This window comes from Streptococcus porcorum, from assembly GCF_053203725.1.
This window is the reverse complement of the sequence record NZ_JBRUDG010000005.1, coordinates 40,920-62,382: the sequence shown is the minus strand read 5'-3', so window position 1 is coordinate 62,382 and position 21,463 is coordinate 40,920. Positions and strand designations below refer to the sequence as shown.

The 21,463-nt window shown below is 37.0% G+C and carries 21 protein-coding genes and 1 pseudogene; 13 read left to right on the top strand and 9 right to left on the bottom strand.

The features are described 5' to 3' along the window. Positions 1-51 precede the first annotated feature (51 nt). The 4 genes and pseudogenes from ACVRWY_RS02360 to ACVRWY_RS02345 form a co-directional block, all read right to left on the bottom strand. A pseudogene (locus ACVRWY_RS02360) lies at positions 52-603 on the bottom strand (NADPH-dependent FMN reductase); the annotation flags it as partial. A gap of 36 nt (positions 604-639) precedes the next feature. Continuing rightward, on the bottom strand, positions 640-1,239 hold the full coding sequence (locus ACVRWY_RS02355) for an NADPH-dependent FMN reductase (protein WP_354367912.1): 600 nt from the start codon (positions 1,237-1,239) through the stop codon (positions 640-642). Between the two features lies 1 nt (position 1,240). Continuing rightward, positions 1,241-2,185 (bottom strand): FAD:protein FMN transferase, encoded by a 945-nt coding sequence (locus tag ACVRWY_RS02350; RefSeq protein WP_354367910.1) that lies wholly within the window; start codon positions 2,183-2,185, stop codon positions 1,241-1,243. A 137-nt stretch (positions 2,186-2,322) separates the two neighbouring features. Continuing rightward, positions 2,323-2,505 carry a 4-oxalocrotonate tautomerase gene (locus ACVRWY_RS02345; protein ID WP_354367908.1) on the bottom strand — a complete coding sequence of 61 codons (183 nt, stop codon included), beginning with the start codon at positions 2,503-2,505 and terminating at the stop codon, positions 2,323-2,325. Positions 2,506-2,645: 140 nt separating this feature from the next. Here ACVRWY_RS02345 and ACVRWY_RS02340 point away from each other — a divergent pair, with 140 nt between their 5' ends. Genes ACVRWY_RS02340 through ACVRWY_RS02300 form a run of 9 tightly spaced genes read left to right on the top strand, consistent with a single transcriptional unit; the run spans position 2,646 to position 12,041 of the window. Further along, a complete protein-coding gene (locus ACVRWY_RS02340) occupies positions 2,646-3,215 on the top strand; it encodes a thymidine kinase (RefSeq protein ID WP_354367948.1) in 570 nt (189 codons plus the stop codon). Positions 3,216-3,237: 22 nt separating this feature from the next. Then, on the top strand, positions 3,238-4,317 hold the full coding sequence (gene prfA, locus ACVRWY_RS02335; protein ID WP_354367906.1) for a peptide chain release factor 1: 1,080 nt from the start codon (positions 3,238-3,240) through the stop codon (positions 4,315-4,317). After that, positions 4,318-5,154 carry a peptide chain release factor N(5)-glutamine methyltransferase gene (gene prmC / locus ACVRWY_RS02330; protein WP_354367904.1) on the top strand — a complete coding sequence of 279 codons (837 nt, stop codon included), beginning with the start codon at positions 4,318-4,320 and terminating at the stop codon, positions 5,152-5,154. After that, positions 5,147-5,737, top strand: coding sequence for an L-threonylcarbamoyladenylate synthase (locus ACVRWY_RS02325; protein ID WP_435533031.1), 591 nt, complete (start codon positions 5,147-5,149; stop codon positions 5,735-5,737). The genes prmC and ACVRWY_RS02325 overlap by 8 nt, the downstream gene beginning before the upstream one ends. Positions 5,738-5,748: 11 nt before the next feature. Then, positions 5,749-7,011, top strand: a complete 1,263-nt coding sequence (gene glyA / locus ACVRWY_RS02320; RefSeq protein ID WP_354367902.1) for a serine hydroxymethyltransferase — start codon at positions 5,749-5,751, stop codon at positions 7,009-7,011. After that, positions 7,011-7,982, top strand: coding sequence for a nucleoid-associated protein (locus tag ACVRWY_RS02315; RefSeq protein WP_354367900.1), 972 nt, complete (start codon positions 7,011-7,013; stop codon positions 7,980-7,982). Before glyA ends, ACVRWY_RS02315 begins: the two co-directional genes overlap by 1 nt. Before the next feature lies 1 nt (position 7,983). Then, a complete protein-coding gene (locus ACVRWY_RS02310) occupies positions 7,984-8,589 on the top strand; it encodes a lysozyme family protein (RefSeq protein ID WP_354367898.1) in 606 nt (201 codons plus the stop codon). Further along, positions 8,590-10,305, top strand: coding sequence for an ABC transporter ATP-binding protein (locus ACVRWY_RS02305; protein WP_354367896.1), 1,716 nt, complete (start codon positions 8,590-8,592; stop codon positions 10,303-10,305). After that, positions 10,305-12,041: an ABC transporter ATP-binding protein gene (locus ACVRWY_RS02300; protein WP_354367894.1), complete on the top strand. Its 1,737-nt coding sequence runs from the start codon at positions 10,305-10,307 to the stop codon at positions 12,039-12,041. Before ACVRWY_RS02305 ends, ACVRWY_RS02300 begins: the two co-directional genes overlap by 1 nt. Before the next feature lie 32 nt (positions 12,042-12,073). Here ACVRWY_RS02300 and ACVRWY_RS02295 read toward each other — a convergent pair whose 3' ends face one another. The 4 genes from ACVRWY_RS02295 to ACVRWY_RS02280 form a co-directional block, all read right to left on the bottom strand. Further along, a complete protein-coding gene (locus ACVRWY_RS02295) occupies positions 12,074-13,792 on the bottom strand; it encodes a phospho-sugar mutase (protein WP_354367892.1) in 1,719 nt (572 codons plus the stop codon). A 150-nt stretch (positions 13,793-13,942) separates the two neighbouring features. Continuing rightward, positions 13,943-14,512, bottom strand: coding sequence for an ECF transporter S component (locus tag ACVRWY_RS02290; protein ID WP_354367890.1), 570 nt, complete (start codon positions 14,510-14,512; stop codon positions 13,943-13,945). Next, positions 14,505-15,050, bottom strand: coding sequence for a phosphopantothenoylcysteine decarboxylase (coaC, locus tag ACVRWY_RS02285; RefSeq protein WP_354367888.1), 546 nt, complete (start codon positions 15,048-15,050; stop codon positions 14,505-14,507). Before coaC ends, ACVRWY_RS02290 begins: the two co-directional genes overlap by 8 nt. Beyond that, positions 15,043-15,726: a phosphopantothenate--cysteine ligase gene (locus tag ACVRWY_RS02280; RefSeq protein WP_354367886.1), complete on the bottom strand. Its 684-nt coding sequence runs from the start codon at positions 15,724-15,726 to the stop codon at positions 15,043-15,045. The genes coaC and ACVRWY_RS02280 overlap by 8 nt, the downstream gene beginning before the upstream one ends. 152 nt (positions 15,727-15,878) lie before the next feature. Between ACVRWY_RS02280 and ACVRWY_RS02275 the strand changes: the two genes are divergently transcribed. Both ACVRWY_RS02275 and ACVRWY_RS02270 read left to right on the top strand, forming a co-directional pair. Next, positions 15,879-16,784, top strand: a complete 906-nt coding sequence (locus tag ACVRWY_RS02275) for a phosphodiester glycosidase family protein (protein ID WP_354367884.1) — start codon at positions 15,879-15,881, stop codon at positions 16,782-16,784. A 106-nt stretch (positions 16,785-16,890) separates the two neighbouring features. Then, complete coding sequence (locus ACVRWY_RS02270) at positions 16,891-17,169, top strand: CrcB family protein (RefSeq protein WP_354367882.1); 279 nt, start codon at positions 16,891-16,893, stop codon at positions 17,167-17,169. 170 nt (positions 17,170-17,339) lie between these two features. On the opposite strand, the gene ACVRWY_RS02265 is transcribed toward ACVRWY_RS02270, so the two are convergent. After that, the gene (locus tag ACVRWY_RS02265; RefSeq protein ID WP_354367880.1) at positions 17,340-18,167 is read right to left on the bottom strand and encodes an LPXTG cell wall anchor domain-containing protein; all 828 of its coding nucleotides are present in this window, start codon (positions 18,165-18,167) and stop codon (positions 17,340-17,342) included. 347 nt (positions 18,168-18,514) lie between these two features. Here ACVRWY_RS02265 and ACVRWY_RS02260 point away from each other — a divergent pair, with 347 nt between their 5' ends. Together ACVRWY_RS02260 and ACVRWY_RS02255 are read left to right on the top strand one after the other, a co-directional pair. Then, a complete protein-coding gene (locus tag ACVRWY_RS02260; RefSeq protein WP_354367878.1) occupies positions 18,515-19,528 on the top strand; it encodes a bifunctional glycosyltransferase family 2/GtrA family protein in 1,014 nt (337 codons plus the stop codon). A 130-nt stretch (positions 19,529-19,658) separates the two neighbouring features. After that, positions 19,659-21,329, top strand: a complete 1,671-nt coding sequence (locus tag ACVRWY_RS02255; protein WP_354367876.1) for a formate--tetrahydrofolate ligase — start codon at positions 19,659-19,661, stop codon at positions 21,327-21,329. Positions 21,330-21,463: the final 134 nt, after the last annotated feature.

The window sequence follows — 21,463 nt, the reverse complement described above, 5'->3', positions numbered from 1 at the left end:
GGTAGAAAGAATCTAGCTGTTAGGGTGAGGTTAATTTTTTAACACTTTTTATTTAAATTGTTCTGCAACTTTAACGAATTTGGCAAACTTGCCTAAACCTTGTCCTAAGAATGCGACAGTTGGACCATCTTTTAAGTCACCTTGTGGATTGAACGCTTCTTTTACATTGCCAAGTAAGAACTCATGCCCAGGCATAACTAAGGCTTCTAAACCAGGAGCATCGAGAATTTGGCGTAAGTGTAATTGTGCTCGAGCAGCTCCTTGATCGAAATAAGAGGCCCCTAGTACCATAACAGGTTTATTCTTGAAAGGATGTTGCTCAAATGAAAGCCACTCTAGGGCATTTTTTAAGCAAGATGGTAGAGTACGATTGTGTTCAGGAGTTGTGATGATGACACCATCAGCCGCTGCAATTTTTTCACGTAGGTTATTAACAGCAGGATCATCAATAAAGCTGGCATCACTTTGATTAAAAAGTGGAACATCTTTAATTTCTAATACTTCTAACTCAAAAAGGTAGTCGAAGTGTTTTTTTATATATTGAAGTAGGATACGATTATATGAGAAGTCAGAATTTGACCCTACAATACCAACGATTTTCATGTTTTTACTTCCTCTTAATTTTTCTATTGATCTAACTTACCAGTTATAAGTTTCAGTTTCACCGAGATGATATAGTTTTGCTGAAGGTAGTTGTTTGATAACCTCGATGTAATCCAGGAAATTATCAAAAATAATTTCTAATTGTTCAATGCGTTTAGGATCTAAAAGATAGCCACTACTATTAAATGCTTCTTGTGCATATGGGAGTAAAAACTCAGAGCTTGGCATAACACAGGCACGTAGTTGAGGAGCATCAAGGATTTGGCGAAGTTGTGCTTGCGCACGTGATGAGCCAAGAGGTCCATAAGATGCCCCCGTGATGAGTACGGGTTTGTAGCGAAGAGGACGCTTGCCAAGCGATAGCCATTCCAGTGCACTTTGGAGAACAGCAGGTACAGCGTGATTATATTCGGGTGTTCCAATGATAAGTGCATCTGCATCTAAAATTTTATCAGCAAACACTTCGACTATCTCAGGGACATTGCCATCAGCAGGTTTATTAAATGCAGGGAGATTTTTAATTTCCAAAAGTTCAATATCGGCTTTTTCAGCGAAATAACGTTGAATAAATTCTAGTAATGTGCGATTGGTAGACTGATCGGAGTTAGTTCCAACAAGGGCGATAATTTTAGGCATATTAACCTCTTTCTTTAGTGTGGTATAAATAAGGGAGGATGGACGGCGAAGCCGTTATTTTTTTGTTTTTGGTGATACAGATAAAGGCCAAATCTTTATTAGATTTGATGTGCCTGTAAAGTTCAGAAGGCGCCTGACCAAACCAGCGAGAAGATAGAAGTTCGGCTTCCAGAGCACTTGGTGCAATGATAGTCAAACTGGTCATATCTGTTTTGATGGGATAACCTGTCATAGGATCTAAAATATGGTGATAGACTGCATTTTGGTGTGAGAAATAACGTTCATAGATGCCACTAGTTACAATAGCTTTATTTCTTATACCAAGTAACAAGACTTCTTTTTTTAATTTTGATGATGGGTCTTGGATACCGATTTGCCAATTACCATCTTGTCTTTTAGGATTAGGACCATAAGTGAGGATATTTCCTCCTAGATTAATCAAAGCAGCTGATACAGCTTGTTTTTTTAAAAAATCCAGGAGTAAATCAGCAATATAACCTTTTGCTAGAGCTCCTAAATCAATTTCCATTCCTTTTTGACGTAAAAAAACCTTTTTATCTTGTTTTGAAAGGATAATATCTTTGGGATTTGTTATCTTCAATTTTTGGCGAATGACATCAGCTTCTGGAAGCTTAGCGTCTCTAAACCCAATTTTCCACTCTTTTACCAAAGGACCTATGGCAATATTTAGGCGGGAACCAGCTATTAAGCTATTTTTTTTCCCAAATTCTATCAGATGAAAAAGATCCTTGTGAACAGAGCGAGAGTGAGAACCTGCTGCATAATTCACTTGCATCAATTCAGAATCTGGATCATTAGCGCTAAATCTCTTTTCCAAATTAGCTAGTAGTTCAAAGGCTTCTTCTAAAATGGGGAGTGGATTAGAAGAAAAGATAGTGATGCTCACAAGAGTTCCCATCATCTTTTGTGATTTTTGGTGAAACATACTTTCAACCTTTCTGATGAACTATCTATATGATAGCGTTTTCTATACTTAAAATCAAGCTATATCGCTAAAGATCATAGTACAAAAAAGCTAGAATTGATATTCTAGCCTTTTTGATGTATAAGTTTGGATAAGGCTTATTTTTTCTTCATTTCACCTTGTGGGTAATAAGTTCCTTCAGGCATATCGTTGATAAAGACATGGATAACTTCTTTAGGAGCTTTAGCGATACGTGAAACCACCTCGGTAACTTCGCGTGCAAGTTCAATTTTTTGTTCTTCTGTGCGACCTTCAAAAAGATCAATTTTAATAAATGGCATAAACTATCTCCTTAGAAAAGTATAGCTTTATTTTAACATAAATGAAACAAAAAGCATAGAAAAATTCCTCATCTTAGCTAGTGCTTATTCTATTATTTTGTGATAAAATGGATAGGATATTAGTAGAAGGTGGCGGGAAATTGGCTCAATTATATTATAAGTACGGGACCATGAATTCTGGAAAAACTATCGAAATCTTAAAGGTTGCACACAACTATGAGGAGCAAGGAAAACCTGTTGTGATTATGACTAGTGCCTTGGATACGCGAGATGGTTTTGGAATTGTCTCGAGTCGTATTGGGATGCGTCGAGAAGCTGTTGCAATAGAGGAAGATACAGACATTTTTGGTTTTGTGCAATCCATCACTCCGAAACCCTATTGTGTTTTAGTTGATGAATCTCAATTTTTAAGACGCCATCATGTTTATGATTTGGCTAGAGTGGTTGATGAGCTGGATATTCCGGTTATGGCTTTTGGTTTAAAAAATGATTTCAGAAATGAATTGTTTGAAGGATCAAAACAATTGTTGCTATTAGCTGATAAAATTGATGAAATTAAGACGATTTGTCAATATTGTTCTAAAAAAGCAACCATGGTTTTAAGAGTGGAAAATGGCCGACCAGTTTATGAAGGTCATCAAATTAAAATCGGGGGACACGAGTCATACATATCTGTTTGTCGTAAACACTACTTTACCGCTGAAATTTAAGAATAAAAGGAGATAAGAAATAATGAATATTTATGATCAGTTACAAGCAGTAGAAGATCGATACGAAGAGTTAGGTGAATTATTATCAGATCCTGCAGTTGTCAGTGATACCAAACGTTTTATGGAACTCTCAAAAGAAGAAGCCAACACACGTGAAACTGTGATCGTTTATCGTGAGTATAAGCAAGTGATTCAAAATATCAAAGATGCTGAGGAGATGATTAAGGATGCATCAGGTGATTCAGAGCTAGAAGAAATGGCTAAAGAAGAGCTTAAGGAATCAAAAGCTGCTAAGGAAGAGTACGAAGAAAAACTCAAAATCTTGCTATTACCTAAAGATCCCAATGATGACAAAAATATTATCTTGGAAATTCGTGGTGCAGCAGGTGGTGATGAGGCTGCCTTATTTGCTGGTGATCTTTTGAGTATGTATCAGAAGTATGCAGAAGCTCAGGGTTGGCGTTTTGAAGTTATGGAAGCATCATACAATGGTGTTGGTGGTATCAAAGAAGTCGTTGCGATGGTTTCGGGTCAGTCGGTTTATTCAAAACTAAAATATGAGTCTGGTGCACATCGTGTGCAACGTGTCCCTGTGACAGAAAGTCAAGGTCGAGTTCATACTTCAACGGCAACTGTTCTTGTTATGCCGGAAGTAGAAGAGGTGGAATACGATATTGATCCAAAAGACCTCCGTGTTGATATCTACCATGCATCTGGTGCTGGTGGGCAAAACGTCAACAAGGTTGCCACAGCAGTCCGTATCGTTCACTTGCCAACCAATATTAAGGTTGAAATGCAAGAAGAGCGTACTCAACAGAAGAACCGTGAAAAAGCGATGAAGATTATTCGTGCACGAGTTGCTGATCACTTTGCGCAAATTGCCCAAGATGAGCAAGATGCAGAGCGAAAATCTACCGTTGGTACAGGGGATCGTTCAGAGCGTATCCGTACTTATAATTTCCCACAAAATAGGGTGACAGACCACCGTATTGGTTTGACGCTTCAAAAACTTGACACTATCTTATCTGGAAAGTTAGATGAAGTCGTTGATGCTTTGGTTTTATATGATCAAACACAGAAGTTAGAAGAGTTGAATAAATAAATGGTAACGTATGGACAAGTTATTGGCCAGTTGGAGAGCAAATTAGAAAGTGTAGGTGAGGAAAAAGAGGCCCTCACCTATGTTTTTCAAGCTTTAAAAAAATGGTCCAAAACACATCTTATTTTAAGTCTGAATCAAGAGATATCAGTAGAAGACCAGCGTTTACTTCAGCAAATTGCTCGAGATTTATTGCAGCATTACCCTCCTCAATATATCATAGGGGATACTTATTTTTGTGATTTGTTATTAAAGGTTGACGAACGTGTTTTAATTCCGAGACCAGAGACAGAGGAGTTAGTTCATCTAATCTTGAATGAGAATCCCTATCAAACATTAAAAGTTTTAGATATTGGAACAGGGAGTGGTGCCATTGCGCTTGCACTAAAGCAGGCACGGCCTGATTGGGAGGTCTATGCAGCCGATATTTCAAATGAAGCTTTGGATTTAGCTCGTGAAAATGCAGAGCTAAATCAACTAGAGATTACCTTTATGCAGTCTGATGTTTATAGTTGTATCGTGACATCCGATTTTGACATTATTGTGTCAAATCCACCCTATATATCCTATGAAGATAAGGAAGAAGTTGATCTCAATGTCCTAAGGTCTGAACCCCATCTTGCCTTATTTGCAGAGGAAAATGGTTTAGCAATATACCGTCGGATTATTTCAGGGGCTTCAGAGTTTTTGAAAGATGAAGGAAAACTTTATTTTGAGATTGGTTACCAGCAAGGAGACGATCTTACCTTTCTTGTAAGAAACTATCTGGGTTCAAAGCGTGTACGTGTTCTAAAGGATATGTTTGATCAAAATAGAATGGTTGTGGTCGATAATGGATGATTTAAAAAGAATATTAGATTCTGGAGGAGCCGTTATACTGCCAACAGAAACAGTTTATGGCATCTTTGCTAAAGCCTTGGATGAAGAAGCGGTTAACAGGGTTTACACCTTAAAGAAAAGACCGAGAGAAAAAGCATTGAATTTAAATGTTGGAAATTTTGAGAATATTTTAAAATTTTCTAAAAATCAGCCAAAATATCTTGAAAAAGTGTATAATAGGTTTATGCCAGGTCCATTGACCATTATTCTAGAAGCAAATGACAATGTTCCTTATTGGATTAATTCGGGTCTAAAAACCGTTGGTTTTCGTGTCCCAAATCATCCAGTTACCCTAGAGTTGATTAAGCAATGTGGTCCTTTGATTGGGCCATCAGCTAATATTTCAGGTCAAGTCAGTGGAAGAAACTATTTGGCTATACTAGAGGCATTCGATCAGAAAGTAACGGGTTTTTCAGATGATGTTGCCCTAACTGGTCGGGATTCAACAATACTTGATTTAACAGGTCACAAGGCTAAAATTCTTCGTCAAGGGACGATTACTAGAGAAGAGATTAGTCTTGCTGTTCCAGAAATTGTATTTTAAGGAGAGAGATGATGATTTTTGATAAAGATGATTACCAAGCATTTGATACTGCTCTTTGGGAAGCCATTCATGCAGAGGAAAACCGTCAACAAAATAATATTGAGTTGATTGCGTCTGAAAACGTTGTTTCAAAAGCTGTGATGGCAGCCCAAGGAACTTTACTCACCAACAAGTATGCTGAAGGTTACCCTGGTAAGCGTTATTACGGTGGTACGGATTGTGTCGATGTTGTGGAGACCTTAGCAATTGAGCGCGCTAAGGAAATTTTTGGTGCAAAATTCGCCAATGTTCAAGCGCATTCAGGAAGTCAAGCCAATGCAGCTGCTTACATGGCTTTGATTAAGCCAGGAGACACTGTAATGGGAATGGACTTGTCAGCGGGTGGACACTTGACACACGGTGCAGCTGTGAGTTTTTCTGGACAGACTTATCATTTTGTATCATACTCTGTTGATCCAGATACGCATTATTTGGATTATGATGCCATCTTGGAACAAGCCAAGGAAGTACAACCTAAATTGATTGTTGCAGGAGCGTCTGCTTATTCACGTACTATTGATTTTGCTAAATTCCGTGAGATTGCTGATAGCGTAGGTGCTTATTTAATGGTAGATATGGCCCACATTGCTGGGTTAGTAGCATCTGGTCATCATCCAAGTCCTGTTCCATATGCACATATCACCACGACAACGACTCATAAAACGCTTCGTGGACCGCGTGGTGGCCTTGTTTTAACAAATGATGAAGATTTGGCAAAAAAAATTAACTCAGCTATTTTCCCTGGTTTACAAGGTGGTCCTTTGATGCATGTGATTGCAGCTAAAGCAGTGGCTTTCAAAGAAGCTCTCGACCCAGAATTTAAAGTGTACGGAGAGAATGTGATTAAGAATGCTCAAGCTATGGCCGATGTTTTCCTAAAACATGATAAATTCCGTGTCATTTCTGGTGGTACGGATAACCACCTCTTCTTAGTCGATGTGACAGGAGTAGTTGAAAATGGTAAAGTAGCTCAAAATATTTTAGACGAGGTTAATATTACCTTGAATAAAAATTCTATTCCATTTGAAACGTTATCACCATTTAAAACATCAGGAATCCGTGTAGGTTCTCCAGCTATTACTAGTCGTGGTTTAGGGGTTGAAGAGTCTAGAAAAATTGCGGAATTGATGGTGAAAGCTTTGGAGAATGCAGATGATGCAGCTGTTTTAGCAGAAGTTAAAACTGAAGTTAAGGCCATTACAGATGCTTTCCCCCTTTATGAGAATTTAAACTAATGGATTTTTACATAAAAAAAATCATCATTCACCAGTTTAGCCCATCTGACACAGAATTATTTTTATCTAATCAAGAATTGGTTTTAACGCCTAAAATAGATGAATACTTTCGCAAGAAATTGTCGAAAGTATTTTCTGATGAAGCTAAACGTGGAGTGTTTGATGTAGAGAATGTTTTTTTAGAACAACTAACAGACGATTTTATCTCCTCTTCGGTGGCAGTGGCGAAACTTTGGAAAGAGGAGTTTGTCATTTCGGAAGATCAAAAAACAAATGATCTTGTTTTTATTCAATTTGATAAAGAAGGACAGGAATACTTTGCTTTTCTACGTATTGCTTTACGTGAAAATTTTGTGCATCTGAGTGATAGTGTAGATCCTATCAAAATGACACAAAATAATCTTCCTTCTGCAGCCCAAACGCCTGATGAGGCTCTGGTTGTTAATCGTTTAAGTAGGCAATATTATTTGATTGAAAAACGGATTAAGCATAATGGATCTTTTGCAAATTATTTTTCAGAAAATCTTTTGCAAGTTCAACCAGAACAGTCTGTTAAAAAATCGATTAAATTAATGGAGCAAACTGCTAAAAAAATTGCAGATAATTTTAATCAAGATGATTTTGGTTTTCAATCAAAACTTAAATCAGCCATCCATAAAAACCTAGAAGAAGAGCAGGTACTATCTCCTGAAAAATTAGCTGATCAGTTGTTTGATAATAATTTGACGGCACGTTTAACTTTTGTAGATCAGTTAAAAGAAAGTATTCCAGAACCAGTTGAAATTTCTGATATTGATCATTCTCGTCAGCTTAAGAAATTTGAGAATCAAAAGTTGTCTCTATCTAATGGTATCGAATTGATTGTACCTAATGCTGTTTATGAAGATGCAGAATCTGTTGAGTTTATTCAAAATGATGATGGAACGTATTCTATTTTGATTAAAAATATACAAGACATACAGAGTAAATAATATGATTAAACGAATCGGACAATTTATCGCTTTAATTTTTACGCTATTTACTGTTTTTTATCTTTATCAAACCTATCGTAATGTTCAAAATGTTCTTTCCTATCGTTCTCTGGTACAAGAGGTTTTGGCAGAAAATGATACAGTAGCTAATGAGGAATTGGTCTTGGCAATGATTTACACCGAGACCAAAGGGAATGCTGCTGATTTGATGCAATCGAGTGAAAGTTCTACAGGTGTTGCCAACAGTATTACAGATAATAAAGAAAGTGTCCGTCAAGGCGTCAGTGTATTGTCTGAGAATTTAACTGAGGCTGGACAACAAGGTGTAGATGTTTGGACAGCAGTTCAAGCCTATAATTTTGGAAAAAACTATATTGCATATGTTGCCAAAAATGGGAAGGCAAATACAATTGCTGTTGCTAAAAAATATTCTAAGACGGTTGTTGCACCTAGTTTAGGAAATACTGAAGGACTTACTTATCGTTATTATAATCCTATTGCGCTTTATTATGGAGGTGGGGAGTTGTATCAAAATGGAGGGAATATTTACTATTCGAGACAAGTTCAGTTTAACCTTGTCCTTATTAAAATGTTGAGTGATTTATAGATGAAGCAGTTATTTAAATACTTTAGGGGGTATATCAAGGAGTCCATCCTTGCTCCCCTTTTTAAATTGTTAGAAGCATCTTTTGAATTAATGGTGCCAATGATTGTGGCAACGATTATCGACAAGGCGATTCCAGCTAAAGATAATGGATTATTATTTAAAGATTTAATCTTTTTATTTGTTTTTGCGGTTCTAGGGATTATTGTTGCCATCACAGCCCAATACTATTCTGCTAAAGCAGCGGTTGGTTATACTGAAAAGTTAACATTAGCTTTGTATGATAAGGTGATGCGTTTACCACGTTCATCGAGAGATCATATCGGTACTGCTAGTTTAGTGGCTCGATTAACTGGAGATACCTATCAAATTCAAACGGGAATTAATCAATTTTTACGCCTCTTTCTAAGAGCACCTATTATTGTATTAGGGGCAATCGTTATGGCGTTTACCATCAATGCTACACTAGCAATTTGGTTTGTCGGCATGGTGGTGGCTTTATTTATACTGGTTTATATGATTTCAAAAGTGGTAACACCTTTATATCATAAGATTCGCCAAAAAAACGATCAACTCATTTCCTTGACAAGAGAGCAGATAGAGGGCATGAGGCTGATCCGAGTTTTTAATGCTAGATCATTTGAGTTATCAGAGTTTGCAACTGTTAATCAAAAATATACTCAGGCACAGCTGAAATTAGGAAACTTATCAAATTTATTAACTCCTCTTAGTTATCTGATTGTAAATGGCACTTTATTACTACTTTTGTGGCATGGCCACTTATTAATCTTAGATGGTCATATTAGCCAAGGAAAGATAGTGGCTCTAATGAACTATCTTCTTCAAATTTTAGTAGAATTACTGAAATTAACGATGTTATTGACCTCTCTAAACCAGAGCTATATAGCAGCTAAACGTGTTCAAGCAATTTTTGATGAAAAAGAAGAAGATCTATATGATTCTTTACCAATCAAATATGATAAAGAGTTAATCTTGAAAATTGTTGATCTGTCATTTACTTATCCAACAGCAAGGCAATCGTCTTTAAAAAATATTTCTGTTTCCGTAAAAAAAGAAGAGATGTTAGGGATTATCGGTGGGACAGGTTCTGGAAAATCAACCTTGATAACCTTGATTGCGGGGTTATATCAGCCTACAAGTGGTGAATTAGATCTTTTTTATGAAGGGAAAAGCCCTAAGAATCTGTTTATTTGGAGGGAAGGGATTGCGATTGTTCCACAAAAGGCAGAATTATTCAAAGGAACAATTAGAGAAAATCTGACACTTGGTTTAACCAGAAAGTGTTCTGATAGTGAGTTGTTTGAGGCATTGAAAAAGGCAGAGGCTGATGAATTTATTAAAGAAAAAGGTGGTTTAGATAGTATAGTAGAAACCTTTGGTAGAAATTTTTCAGGAGGTCAACGTCAACGCTTAACTATTGCGAGAGCACTTTTGAGAAAATCCAAGTTATTGATCTTAGATGATGCTACATCAGCACTAGATTATCAAACAGAGAGTCGTCTCTTATCGAATTTAAAGCAATTAGCTGATACCAATCTGATCGTCATTTCGCAAAGAACAAGAAGTCTAGAGACAGCTCAGCAAATACTGGTCTTAGATAAAGGTCAACAGGTTGCTTTGGGAAACCATCAAAAACTTTTGGAAAGTTGCTCTATTTATCAAGAAATCTATCATTCACAAGAGAAAAGGAGTTCATGATGAGAGCAAAACAACCTAGAACAATTTTTTATCGGTTACAGCAAGATTTTCTAGAAAAGAAAACTTTGTTTTTTCTAGCTAGTTTATTAACCTTAATTCAGGTTATTTTGACGCTTTATCTGCCCATATTGATTGGTCAATCAATTGATCACTTAGTGGACAAAGGGGAGGTTCATCGATTAATTTTACTCATTGGTCAGATGTTTGGTGTTATTCTGCTTAATGTGATCATTCAATGGGTGAATCCAATACTATATACACGCTTGGTTTATGAATATATTTTTCGCTTAAGAGAGAAAGTTATGAAAAAAATTCATGAACTCCCGTTATCCCAACTTGATCAACACAGTATCGGAGATATGGTCAGTAGGGTAACAACTGATATTGAGCAATTAGCTAATGGCTTGTTAATGATATTTAATCAGTTTTTAGTTGGTTTTTTGACCATCATCATGACGATGATCATGATGGCAAACATTGACTTTTTAATGATGGGGATGACGATTGTTTTAACTCCTTTGTCTTTATATTTAGCACGTTTTATTGCGAATCGAAGTTATGTTTTTTTTGGTCAACAAACTCAAAAAAGAGGCCAACAAACGCAATTGATTGATGAAAGTATTTCTCAGGAAGATTTGATTCATAGTTTGGGTGCTCAGGAAGATTTTATTAGACGCTTTAAAAAGACTAATGAACAATATGCTCAGGCATCAAAACAAGCTATTTTTTATTCTTCAACAGTCAATCCTTCTACTCGATTTATCAACGCTTTGATTTATCTGCTGTTAACAGGTGTTGGTGCCTTACGTATTATGTCTGGAGACTTATCGGTAGGACAATTAACAACATTTTTAAATTATGTTAACCAATATACCAAACCATTTAATGATATTTCATCAGTGCTATCAGAGATGCAAAGTGCCTTAGCTTGTGCAGATCGCCTTTACAGTATTTTAGATTTACCAAGTATGGTAGAGAGCGTTGAACACTCAACGTTTAGGATACAATTAGGTCAGGTTAGTTTTGATAGAGTTACCTTTGGTTACTACAAGGAAAAACCATTAATCAAGAACCTATCTTTAGATATTCCTGCAGGTGCCAAAGTAGCTATTGTAGGTCCGACTGGTGCGGGGAAGTCAACTTTAATCAATCTTTTGATGCGTTTTTACGATGTTGACAATGGTCAGATTCTAATTGATAATGTTCCCTTAGAAGAGATTCATCGTGAGATTCTTTATCAAGATATGGGGATGGTTCTCCAAGAAACATGGCTGAAAACGGCAACTATTCATGATAATATTGCTTATGGTATCAAAAATGCTAGCCGCTCCGATGTCATAAAGGCAGCAAAAGCAGCAAATGCTGATTTTTTTATTCAACAGTTACCAGATGGCTATGATACCTTTTTAGAGGATGGCGGGCAGTCGTTATCACAGGGGCAACGGCAATTGATCAATATTGCACGTGTATTTTTGAAATCTCCCAAATTTCTTATTTTAGACGAGGCAACATCATCCATTGATACACGCACAGAGCTTTTAGTACAGTCTGCTTTCGAGCGTTTAATGGACGGAAAAACCAGTTTCATTATTGCTCACCGTTTATCGACTATTGAACATGCAGACCTCATTTTAGTGATGGTGGATGGAGATATAGTAGAGCATGGTAGTCATTCAGAGTTAATGGATAGAAAAGGCGTTTATTACGGTTTACAAACTGCAAATATAAAAAATTGAGGTTAGGATATTTCCTAACCTCAATTTTTATATTATTTAGTGAAGTTATTAATTTCTTGTTCAATATTGGCAATTTTTTCTTCAGCTTCTGCTAAAGTCTCACCAACTGTTGCGATGTAAAACTTGATTTTTGGCTCAGTTCCTGAAGGACGAACGGCAAACCAAGAGTCATCTTCGAGGGTATATTTGAGAACATCTGATGGAGGAGTAGTAAGTTTAGTGACATTTCCAGCCTTATCCGTTTTCGTTTGAAGAGCGAAATCTTCAAATACCACAACGTCTGTTCCGTTAAATTGTTCTGGAGAATCATCACGGAATTTAGTCATGATTGCCTTAATTTGCTCAGCCCCATCTTTACCTGAGAGAGTAAGCGAGATAGTTTTTTCAGCGAAATAGCCATATTCTTGGAAGATTTCATCAATACCATCAGCTAAGGTCATACCACGTGAGCGGTAGTAGGCGGCGATTTCAGCTACCATAAGAACGGCTTGGATGGCATCTTTATCACGTACAAATGGTTTAATCAAGTAACCAAAACTTTCTTCAAAACCAAACATGTAAGTGTGGTTGTGTTTTTCTTCAAATTCTTGAATCTTCTCTGCAATGAACTTGAACCCAGTCAAGACATTAAACATGGTTGCGCCATAGCTTTCAGCAATCTTGGTCACCAATTCAGTTGATACAATTGATTTGGCAAGTGCTGCATTTTCTGGAAGAGTACCAGCTTGTTTATGAGCTTCAAGAATATACTTGGCAATAATAGCTCCAATTTGGTTACCAGATAGGTTCCAGTAAGAACCATCGGCTTGGCGAACTTCAACACCAACACGGTCAGCATCAGGGTCAGTTGCAAGGAGAACATCTGCACCAACTTCACGACCTAATTCTTCTGCTAGTGCAAAAGCCGCTTGGCTTTCAGGGTTTGGTGATGCAACTGTAGAAAAGTCTGGATCAGCAGTTGCTTGTGCTTCAACAACTTGAACAGATTCAAAGCCGGCTTGAGCAAGGGCGCGCCGTGCTAACATTTCACCTGTACCATGTAGAGGAGTATAGACAATTTTCATATCTTTTCCATACTCTTCAATCAATTTAGGATTAATGCTGAGATCTTTTAATTCTTCAAGGTATTTAACATCTGTTTCCTCACCTAAAACAGTGATCAAGCCATTTGATTTGCTATCTTCTAAGTCAGCTAACTCTACTGTAAAAGGATCTTGGATAGAGCGGATATATTCCGTTAATGCACTAGCATCCGCAGGAGGCATCTGTCCACCATCTTCACCGTAAACTTTATAGCCGTTAAATTCTTTAGGGTTATGACTGGCTGTTACCATGATACCAGCAATGGTATTGTAGTGACGTACAGCGAAGGAAAGTTCAGGGGTTGGACGAAGACTTTCAAAGACATAGGATTTGATACCATGTGCCGCTAAAACTTGAGCTGACTCAAAGGCAAACTCTGGAGAAAAGTGACGAGAGTCATACGCGATAGCTACACCGCGTTTTTTGGCTTCCTCACCTTTTGATTCCACTAATTTTGCCAAACCTTCAGTAGCCTGACGAACCACATAAATGTTGATGCGGTTAGTACCAGCTCCAATATAGCCACGCATACCAGCTGTACCAAATTCAAGATTGGTGTAAAAAGCATCTTCTTTTGTTTTTTCATCCATCTCTACTAATTCTGTTCGGAGATAGTCAGGTAATCCTGTAAAGTCAAGCCATTTTTGGTAGTTTTCCGTATAAGTCATAGTATTCTCCTTTAGGTTTTTGTTTTATAACCGCTTTCATTATACCATTTTCAATAAGAAAATGGAATACTAATTTTTTAAGTTTATCCTTATTTTTAGTTTGATAAAAACCATCTGTATCGATCTTGTAAGTTGATACAGATGGTTTTGTCATTTTTTCAAAGATTCTATGCGTGGAATGATAGTAAAAGTTAGCAGGCTTGCGATAAGCATTTCTGCTATTGAGTTAACAGATACGATTCCAGCTAACAGCAATTCAATGTTTCCTTGATAAACATTGGAGAAAAAGATAAAAATGCCCAATAAAACAAAGATGGTATTTGTTAAAGTCCCTGTTAATCCAGACAAAATTAATCCGATTTGATTCGGAAGCAATTTATAGACAAAGTAGGGAGTGATTCCGATTAGGACACGTGGCAGGATAGCAATGATCAGAGAATAGAAATTACCATGTGGTACAAAGGGGCTAAAGACATAAGAGAGTGGCGAGATGATGATGGTATTTCGGATAACGCTCATAATTCCCATAAACAAACCAAGTTTCGCTCCTACTTTAGGTCCATATAAAACGGAGGCAATGATGATGGGAATATGTGTGATAGTGGGTTTGATCGGCAAAGCCAAAAAACTAAATACAAGCTGACTGAGGACCTCAATAATGAGCATGGTGGCAATAAAGATTGCTAGGGTTGCGACATTGGAGGCTGATTTTCTATTCACTTAAAGTTTCCTCGATTCTTTCAATAATAGTGGTTAGATCCGCCAAAGCTCCGCGACCAATATCACCGCAGGCTAGTAAGCTTGATCTTGGTTCGATAATAGAGTAGCCTAACTCGGATAAAAGAGAAAGGTTGTTTTGTGTGATAGGATTATCAAACATCTTTGTGTTCATAGCGGGTGCGATAAGCTTAGGTGTTTTTAATGGCAGTGCAAGTGCAGTAGCTGTGACCATATTATCTGCAAAACCATGTGCTAGATGAGCAATGGTATTAGCAGAAGCAGGTGCGACCAAAAATAAGTCTGCTTGTTTTGCGAGTTCGATATGGTTGACTATCTTAGGGTCGGGTTCAGACATGACATCTAAGTGGACAGGATTTTTAGAAAGGACTTGTAAGGTTAAAGGTGTGATAAAATGTGTTGCCGCCTCAGTCATCATAATGTGAAGAGAGTAACCTAATTTGCTTAGTTGACTGGTTAGATCAGCTGCTTTATAAGCAGAGATGCTGCCAGATACGGCGAGTAAGATAGTCTTAGGCATGTTGTGTTATCCTTTCGTAAAGCTTTTGCGCAATAGCTTTTTTTGAATTAACCTTTTCTTGTCCATCAGCATCTACAATATAAGCATGATGTTGATTATCTTTTATTTGACTTAAATCGTTGGCAACAATAATATCAGCTTTATTTTGTCTCAAGCTAGATTTAGCAACATCTAGTAGTTCTTGCTCTGAGACTTCTACTAGTAGTTTAAAGCCGATTAGGAAAATGCTAGGATTCCATTTTTTTATCAGACTGATAATTTTAGGTGTCTTTTTTAAAAATAACACTTGGTAGTCACTAGAAGAAGAGATTTTATTTTCAGAATTTGTTTTAGATATTAGCTGCTCTGGGGAGTGTTTTTCAAGCTCAGAAATGTCTGTCATATAAACAGGAGTATAATCAGACACAGCCATACTATGAATGATAGCATCGTGTTTAGGAATTTCTTCTTTCATGACTTTGAGTAAGTCTGATACGGTTTCAATAATAATAAGGGTTAAATGGTGGTGGGGATTGGGTTTTAGGGCTGTTTTAGTAGTAATTAAAGTAACATGATGATGATTTTCTAAAAATGTTTCAGCTACGGTTTTACCCAGTTGACCTGTTGAGTGATTGGTAATGCCACGCACGCGATCAATAGCCTCGGTGGTTCCACCTGATGTAATCAAAATTTTCATAGACATATTTTACAAAAAAAAAACGTTTTCGTAAACGATTAGCTATGATAGTCTTAAAATTTTCTTAATAAAATATCGAGCTATGGGGAATTTAAGATTTCTTTTAAGGTTTTTCATTATCATAGTCTCATCAACAACAAAGCGAGGTCAATATGAAATTTGTAAAAAAGCATGCCTATGCTATATTATTCAGTACCGCTCTTTTAGGAGCGAATACTTATTCTCTTCTTAAAACTTTTGTTATCCCGTCAGCTGTAACTGCAGTGGCAGAGACAGCTACCTCAACCTCCAGTAGTACAGCATCTACTGGAACAGGTGAGGTGACACAAACAGATACGAGCTATAAGGATGACAATATTAGTGTTAACATTGAGACGTTAAGAAAGAGCGACACAACTGTGTATGTCGCAGATATTCAAGTTTCAAGCTCGGAATACTTAAAAACAGCCCTAGCGCAGAATACTTACGGTACTAATATTACAGATACCACATCAAGTATCGCCTCTACAAATAATGCCATCTTTGCGATCAACGGGGATTATTATGGAGCTAATGAGACAGGTTATGTCATTAAAAATGGCGTACTTTATCGTGATACAACAAGAAGCTCAGACTATGAAGATTTGGTTCAGTATAGTGATGGCACATTTGGTGTTATTTCTGAAGAAGAACAAACAGCTCAAGAGTTATTAGATAGTGGAGTTATCAATACCTTTACGTTTGGTCCAACTTTAGTTAAAGATGGAGAGATTGCTGTTTCAACATCAGATGAGGTGGGACGTGCCATGTCAGACAATCCACGTACAGCTATCGGTATTATTGATGAAAATCACTATATTATTATCGTTTCAGATGGTCGCACAGATGAAAGTTCTGGATTGACATTATATGAGATGGCAGAATTGATGCAATCATATGGTGTTAAATTAGCTTATAACCTCGATGGTGGTGGATCTTCAACAATGTACTTTAATGGAAAATTTGTCAATAACCCAACAACAAACGGAAATACAATTCAAGAAAGAGCGGTGAGTGATATTGTTTACATTGGTTACTAATAAAAGCAAACAAAAAGCAGTATGGATCTATTTAGGACTAACAATTTTCAGTTTAGTGTTTACATGGGTCTATGAACAGTTTTCTTACGGAGAATCATCCATTTATATGCGTTTGATATTTTTATCTCCCTTGGTCGGCACTGTATCCTATATTTTAGCTCAAACAAAAATAACGTGGTTGCGAACAAGATTATCAATGCTATTTTGGAATTCCAGTTTAGCTATCGTTGCAAGTGCCTGTTTGGTCCGTGGAATTATTGAGGTTTCAGGACGTAGCACAACTATTGATCAACCGTATTGGTGGGTAGCAGCATTTTTTGCGGCCTTAAGTTTAGGAGTGTCTGTCTTTTCTCTTCCTAAAAAAACACAAGCTACTTCTCAATAGTAGGGAATAGTCTAAAATTGATAATAAAAAAGGCTGGGTAAAAAGCCCAAAGCCTATTCTCAGAGTTCACCTTATTTCCAACCTTAAACTGTTTCTTAGATAGTTTGAGGTGTGTGGAGGTGGACTTTTTTATTTGTTAAATTATTTCCTGCTTCCTTTATAGATTAAGTCTATTTTTGAGATTTAAAACGGTAAAGAACACAACATGCTATCCCTAAAATAGCGACTCCCAATGTAGTTAGAAATGAGATATTTTCTCCAGTTAGTGGTAAGGTTTTTCTTGGTTTTGTCTGAGTAGTGGAAGAAGTTGTTTGACTGTTACTTTCTTGACTACCTTGATTATTGTTAGATTTTTCTGAAGAATTATCTGTGCCTACTGCAGTGGATGTTTCTTGTTTCTCATCTGAACTTGGAGTTTGGGATCTAACAAAAGTGGTGAAAACTGAGTAAATTGGTTGGCTATAGTCTATTTGATGAGTAGGACCGTACCAATTAGCATAGATGAGTTGTGTCCCATCATAAATAAATCCTTCCTCGATGGTATTGCCTTCTGGAATCCAGCCGCCACGTCCGCTGACTAAACCAGTTCCATCCCCTTCTGCAATGATATAAGTACTGGTATCAATCTGTCTTAAACTAGAGATAGATTTGCTGACCAGCTGACCATTTGGGTAATAGGCGGTATATGTCCCAGAATTTGAAAAAGTTACATAAGTAGGAACATTTTCATGTACTTGCCCATCGCTAACAGGTACCCAAGTTCCAACGAAGTCGGCTGGGAAAGCAATCAGATGATCATTTGTTTCTGTCTGAGTGGCATTAGTAAAAGAAGATGGAGTTGAGCTATCTACCGTATCAGTAACCATGCTAGAACTAACACTTTGGCTACTACCTGCCTCCTCTGCAAAAACAGGAGGATTTCCGTAAAAATTGTTAGATAAGGTGGCTAAACTAAGAACGGTAACAGTTGCTAACATCATTTTTTTGGCTTTCATCATAACATCTCCTTTGTTTTTCTAAAGTGATTATATCACTTCTGTAACAAAACTGCAACATTTTGTAAAATAAAAAACATAATTCTGATTTTTTATTTGAAGAAACGATGTTTAAGTTTCATTTAAGTGCGGGTTTAGAAAGCTTTTAGGAATCTGATATAAGATATAATCAAGAAAATTTGATAGAAAATAGTTACTCAGAAAGTGAGTCAACACAATGGATATTTTTACAGTCAATAGGAATTGAGGGATGTCGATGAGAGAAATTTGGTTAACTTTGTTAAAAGAAGTGATTATGATGATGCAATAATAAATTACTAGCAAGAATGAGAGACAGAGAGGAAAAATAGATGTATATTATTATCCCAGCTTATGAACCTGATGAAAGATTGGTAGCAGTTGTAAGAGATGTTAAGCAGGAACTTAATGCTGAAGTTATAGTAGTGAATGATGGAAGTGGAAAAGAGTACCATTCCTATTATCATATGTCTGAAAAGTTAGGTGCTGTTGTACTTGAACATGACGTGAACAAAGGAAAGGGAGCGGCACTTAAAACTGCTTTTGATTATATCTTAGACCATTCCGAAGAAAGAGAATGTGAAACCGTTGTAACAGTTGATAGTGATGGACAACATTTGATTAAAGATATTATCAAAGTAGCACATCAAGTTCAAAATTACCCCAACAGTATTGTACTAGGGGCACGCGCATTTGTCGGAAAAGTACCATTTAGAAGCCGTTTCGGTAACAAGGTGACCGCATTATTATTTAAGTTAGTGACAGGAGAGCCAGTAACGGATACTCAAACAGGCCTTCGAGGGATGACAACAGATCTTCTTCCTTGGTTATTAACCTTAGAAGGTGAACGATTTGAATATGAATTTAATATGCTACTGGAAGCTAGCAAAGCAGGGTATCATTTAGTTGAAGAACCTATTGAAACAGTTTATTTAGAAGAAAATAAAAGTTCACATTTTAGACCGATTCAAGATTCAGTGAGGATTTATGCACCGTTTTTAAAGTTTATAGCAAGCGCTAGTGCAGCGGCTCTACTAGACGCGGCTATGTTCTTTATTTTGATGAGCCTGACCAATCATTTGCTTCTTTCAGTTATAATTGCGCGTATTATTAGCGCTTCTCTCCAATGTTTTTTAAATGCAACAGTAGTTTTCAAAAGTCGAAAAAATCCAATCCAAGGCATTGTTAGATATGGTGTGCTGGTTTGTGTGATTTTGATGTTTAACTATTTGTTGATAACAGGTTTGGTGAGTTTGGGAATTGCGATAACAATCGCTAAACTTCTGACAGAGCTTATTTTATTTCTCTTTAGTTATCGCGTTCAAAAAACAATTGTTTTTGCGTAAAATAGATGAAGCATCGGATTCGGTTCTTTTCTAAAACACGAACGAATTTATAAAATAGTAAAATAACGTGCGTTTTATTTAGGGTCATGTTATAATAGAGATAACAAAAAAGGAATTTAGGAGTTTCGCCATGAAATCTGATATTGAAATTGCTCAAAGTGTTGTGTTAAAGCCGATTGCAGAAGTTGTTGAAAAAGTTGGTATTACTTTCGATGACCTTGAACTTTATGGTAAATATAAAGCCAAGTTATCCTTTGATAAAATCAATGCCATTAAGGATCAAAAGCCAGGTAAGTTGATACTTGTTACGGCAATCAACCCAACTCCTGCTGGTGAGGGGAAATCAACAGTAACCATTGGATTAGCAGATGCTCTTACAAAAATTGGTAAAAAAACCATGATTGCACTTCGTGAGCCGTCACTTGGTCCTGTTATGGGAATTAAAGGTGGAGCAGCTGGTGGAGGCTTTGCGCAGGTTCTTCCCATGGAGGATATCAATCTTCACTTTACAGGAGATATGCACGCGATTACGACTGCTAATAATGCACTTTCTGCTTTGATTGACAACCATATTCACCAAGGTAATAGTATTGGAATTGATCAACGTCGCATTATTTGGAAACGTGTTGTGGACCTTAATGATCGAGCTTTACGTAAAGTAACAGTTGGTCTTGGTGGTCCCTTAAACGGTGTTCCGCGTGAAGATGGTTTTGACATCACGGTGGCTTCTGAAATTATGGCTATTTTGTGCCTAGCGACAGATATAAATGATTTGAAAGAACGTTTAGCGAACATTGTCATTGGTTATCGTTTTGATAGAAGTCCGGTTTATGTTCGTGATTTAGCAGTAGAGGGTGCTTTGACACTTATTCTAAAAGATGCAATTAAACCAAATTTGGTTCAAACTATCTATGGCACACCAGCATTTGTACATGGCGGTCCTTTTGCTAATATCGCACATGGTTGTAACTCAGTTCTTGCCACATCAACAGCGCTTCGTTTGGCAGATTATACTGTGACAGAAGCTGGATTTGGTGCAGACTTAGGTGCAGAAAAATTCTTGGATATCAAGGTACCAAATCTTCCGACAACACCAGATGCTGTTGTCATTGTAGCAACACTTCGTGCCCTTAAAATGCATGGTGGCGTGACAAAAACAGAATTATCTGAGGAAAATGTAGCGGCAGTTAAAGCTGGGTTTGCCAATTTGAAACGTCACGTAGAAAATATCAGAAAGTACGGTATTCCAGTAGTTGTTGCGATCAATGAGTTTGTTTCAGATACGGAAGAAGAAATCGAAGTCTTAAAAGAGCTTTGTGCGGAGATTGAAGTTCCAGTTGAATTAGCAAGTGTATGGGCAGATGGAGCAGATGGAGGTGTTGATCTAGCAAATGCTTTAGTGAATACTATTGAAACACAACCATCACATTACACGCGTCTTTATCAGTCTGATGATGGTTTAGAAGAAAAGGTAACAAAAATCGTCACTGAAATTTACGGTGGTCGAGGTGTTGTTTTTGAAAAGAAAGCGCGTAACCAATTGGTTGAGTTTGCTAAACATGGCTGGGATAAACTTCCTGTTTGTATGGCTAAGACGCAATACAGTTTCTCTGATGATCAATTTGCCTTAGGAGCTCCAAAAGACTTTGAGATTACGGTTCGTGAATTTGTTCCTAAGCTTGGAGCTGGCTTTATCGTAGCTCTTACAGGTGATGTAATGACGATGCCAGGTTTACCTAAAGCACCGGCAGCTCTTAATATGGATGTCGCAGAAGATGGATCAGCATTAGGGTTGTTCTAATAGGATTAATGATTGATACTCTGATGTTATACTAAAAACTCATATTCTATCACAGAGATTAGGTTAGTGATAGAATATGAGTTTTTTTGTTTTGTCTTAGTAAGAGAAAACATGTTAAAATGTAATAAAAAAGG

Excerpts from the sequence above, each read along its gene's own strand:
- ACVRWY_RS02355 (WP_354367912.1), bottom strand. The coding sequence starts at position 1,239 with ATGCCTAAAATTATCGCCCTTGTTGGAACTAACTCCGATCAGTCTACC.
- ACVRWY_RS02350 (WP_354367910.1), bottom strand. The coding sequence starts at position 2,185 with ATGTTTCACCAAAAATCACAAAAGATGATGGGAACTCTTGTGAGCATC.
- ACVRWY_RS02345 (WP_354367908.1), bottom strand. The coding sequence starts at position 2,505 with ATGCCATTTATTAAAATTGATCTTTTTGAAGGTCGCACAGAAGAACAA.
- prfA (WP_354367906.1), top strand. The coding sequence starts at position 3,238 with ATGAATATTTATGATCAGTTACAAGCAGTAGAAGATCGATACGAAGAG.
- prmC (WP_354367904.1), top strand. The coding sequence starts at position 4,318 with ATGGTAACGTATGGACAAGTTATTGGCCAGTTGGAGAGCAAATTAGAA.
- ACVRWY_RS02325 (WP_435533031.1), top strand. The coding sequence starts at position 5,147 with ATGGATGATTTAAAAAGAATATTAGATTCTGGAGGAGCCGTTATACTG.
- glyA (WP_354367902.1), top strand. The coding sequence starts at position 5,749 with ATGATTTTTGATAAAGATGATTACCAAGCATTTGATACTGCTCTTTGG.
- ACVRWY_RS02315 (WP_354367900.1), top strand. The coding sequence starts at position 7,011 with ATGGATTTTTACATAAAAAAAATCATCATTCACCAGTTTAGCCCATCT.
- ACVRWY_RS02310 (WP_354367898.1), top strand. The coding sequence starts at position 7,984 with ATGATTAAACGAATCGGACAATTTATCGCTTTAATTTTTACGCTATTT.
- ACVRWY_RS02305 (WP_354367896.1), top strand. The coding sequence starts at position 8,590 with ATGAAGCAGTTATTTAAATACTTTAGGGGGTATATCAAGGAGTCCATC.
- ACVRWY_RS02300 (WP_354367894.1), top strand. The coding sequence starts at position 10,305 with ATGAGAGCAAAACAACCTAGAACAATTTTTTATCGGTTACAGCAAGAT.
- ACVRWY_RS02295 (WP_354367892.1), bottom strand. The coding sequence starts at position 13,792 with ATGACTTATACGGAAAACTACCAAAAATGGCTTGACTTTACAGGATTA.
- coaC (WP_354367888.1), bottom strand. The coding sequence starts at position 15,050 with ATGCCTAAGACTATCTTACTCGCCGTATCTGGCAGCATCTCTGCTTAT.
- ACVRWY_RS02280 (WP_354367886.1), bottom strand. The coding sequence starts at position 15,726 with ATGAAAATTTTGATTACATCAGGTGGAACCACCGAGGCTATTGATCGC.
- ACVRWY_RS02275 (WP_354367884.1), top strand. The coding sequence starts at position 15,879 with ATGAAATTTGTAAAAAAGCATGCCTATGCTATATTATTCAGTACCGCT.
- ACVRWY_RS02270 (WP_354367882.1), top strand. The coding sequence starts at position 16,891 with ATGCGTTTGATATTTTTATCTCCCTTGGTCGGCACTGTATCCTATATT.
- ACVRWY_RS02265 (WP_354367880.1), bottom strand. The coding sequence starts at position 18,167 with ATGATGAAAGCCAAAAAAATGATGTTAGCAACTGTTACCGTTCTTAGT.
- ACVRWY_RS02260 (WP_354367878.1), top strand. The coding sequence starts at position 18,515 with ATGTATATTATTATCCCAGCTTATGAACCTGATGAAAGATTGGTAGCA.
- ACVRWY_RS02255 (WP_354367876.1), top strand. The coding sequence starts at position 19,659 with ATGAAATCTGATATTGAAATTGCTCAAAGTGTTGTGTTAAAGCCGATT.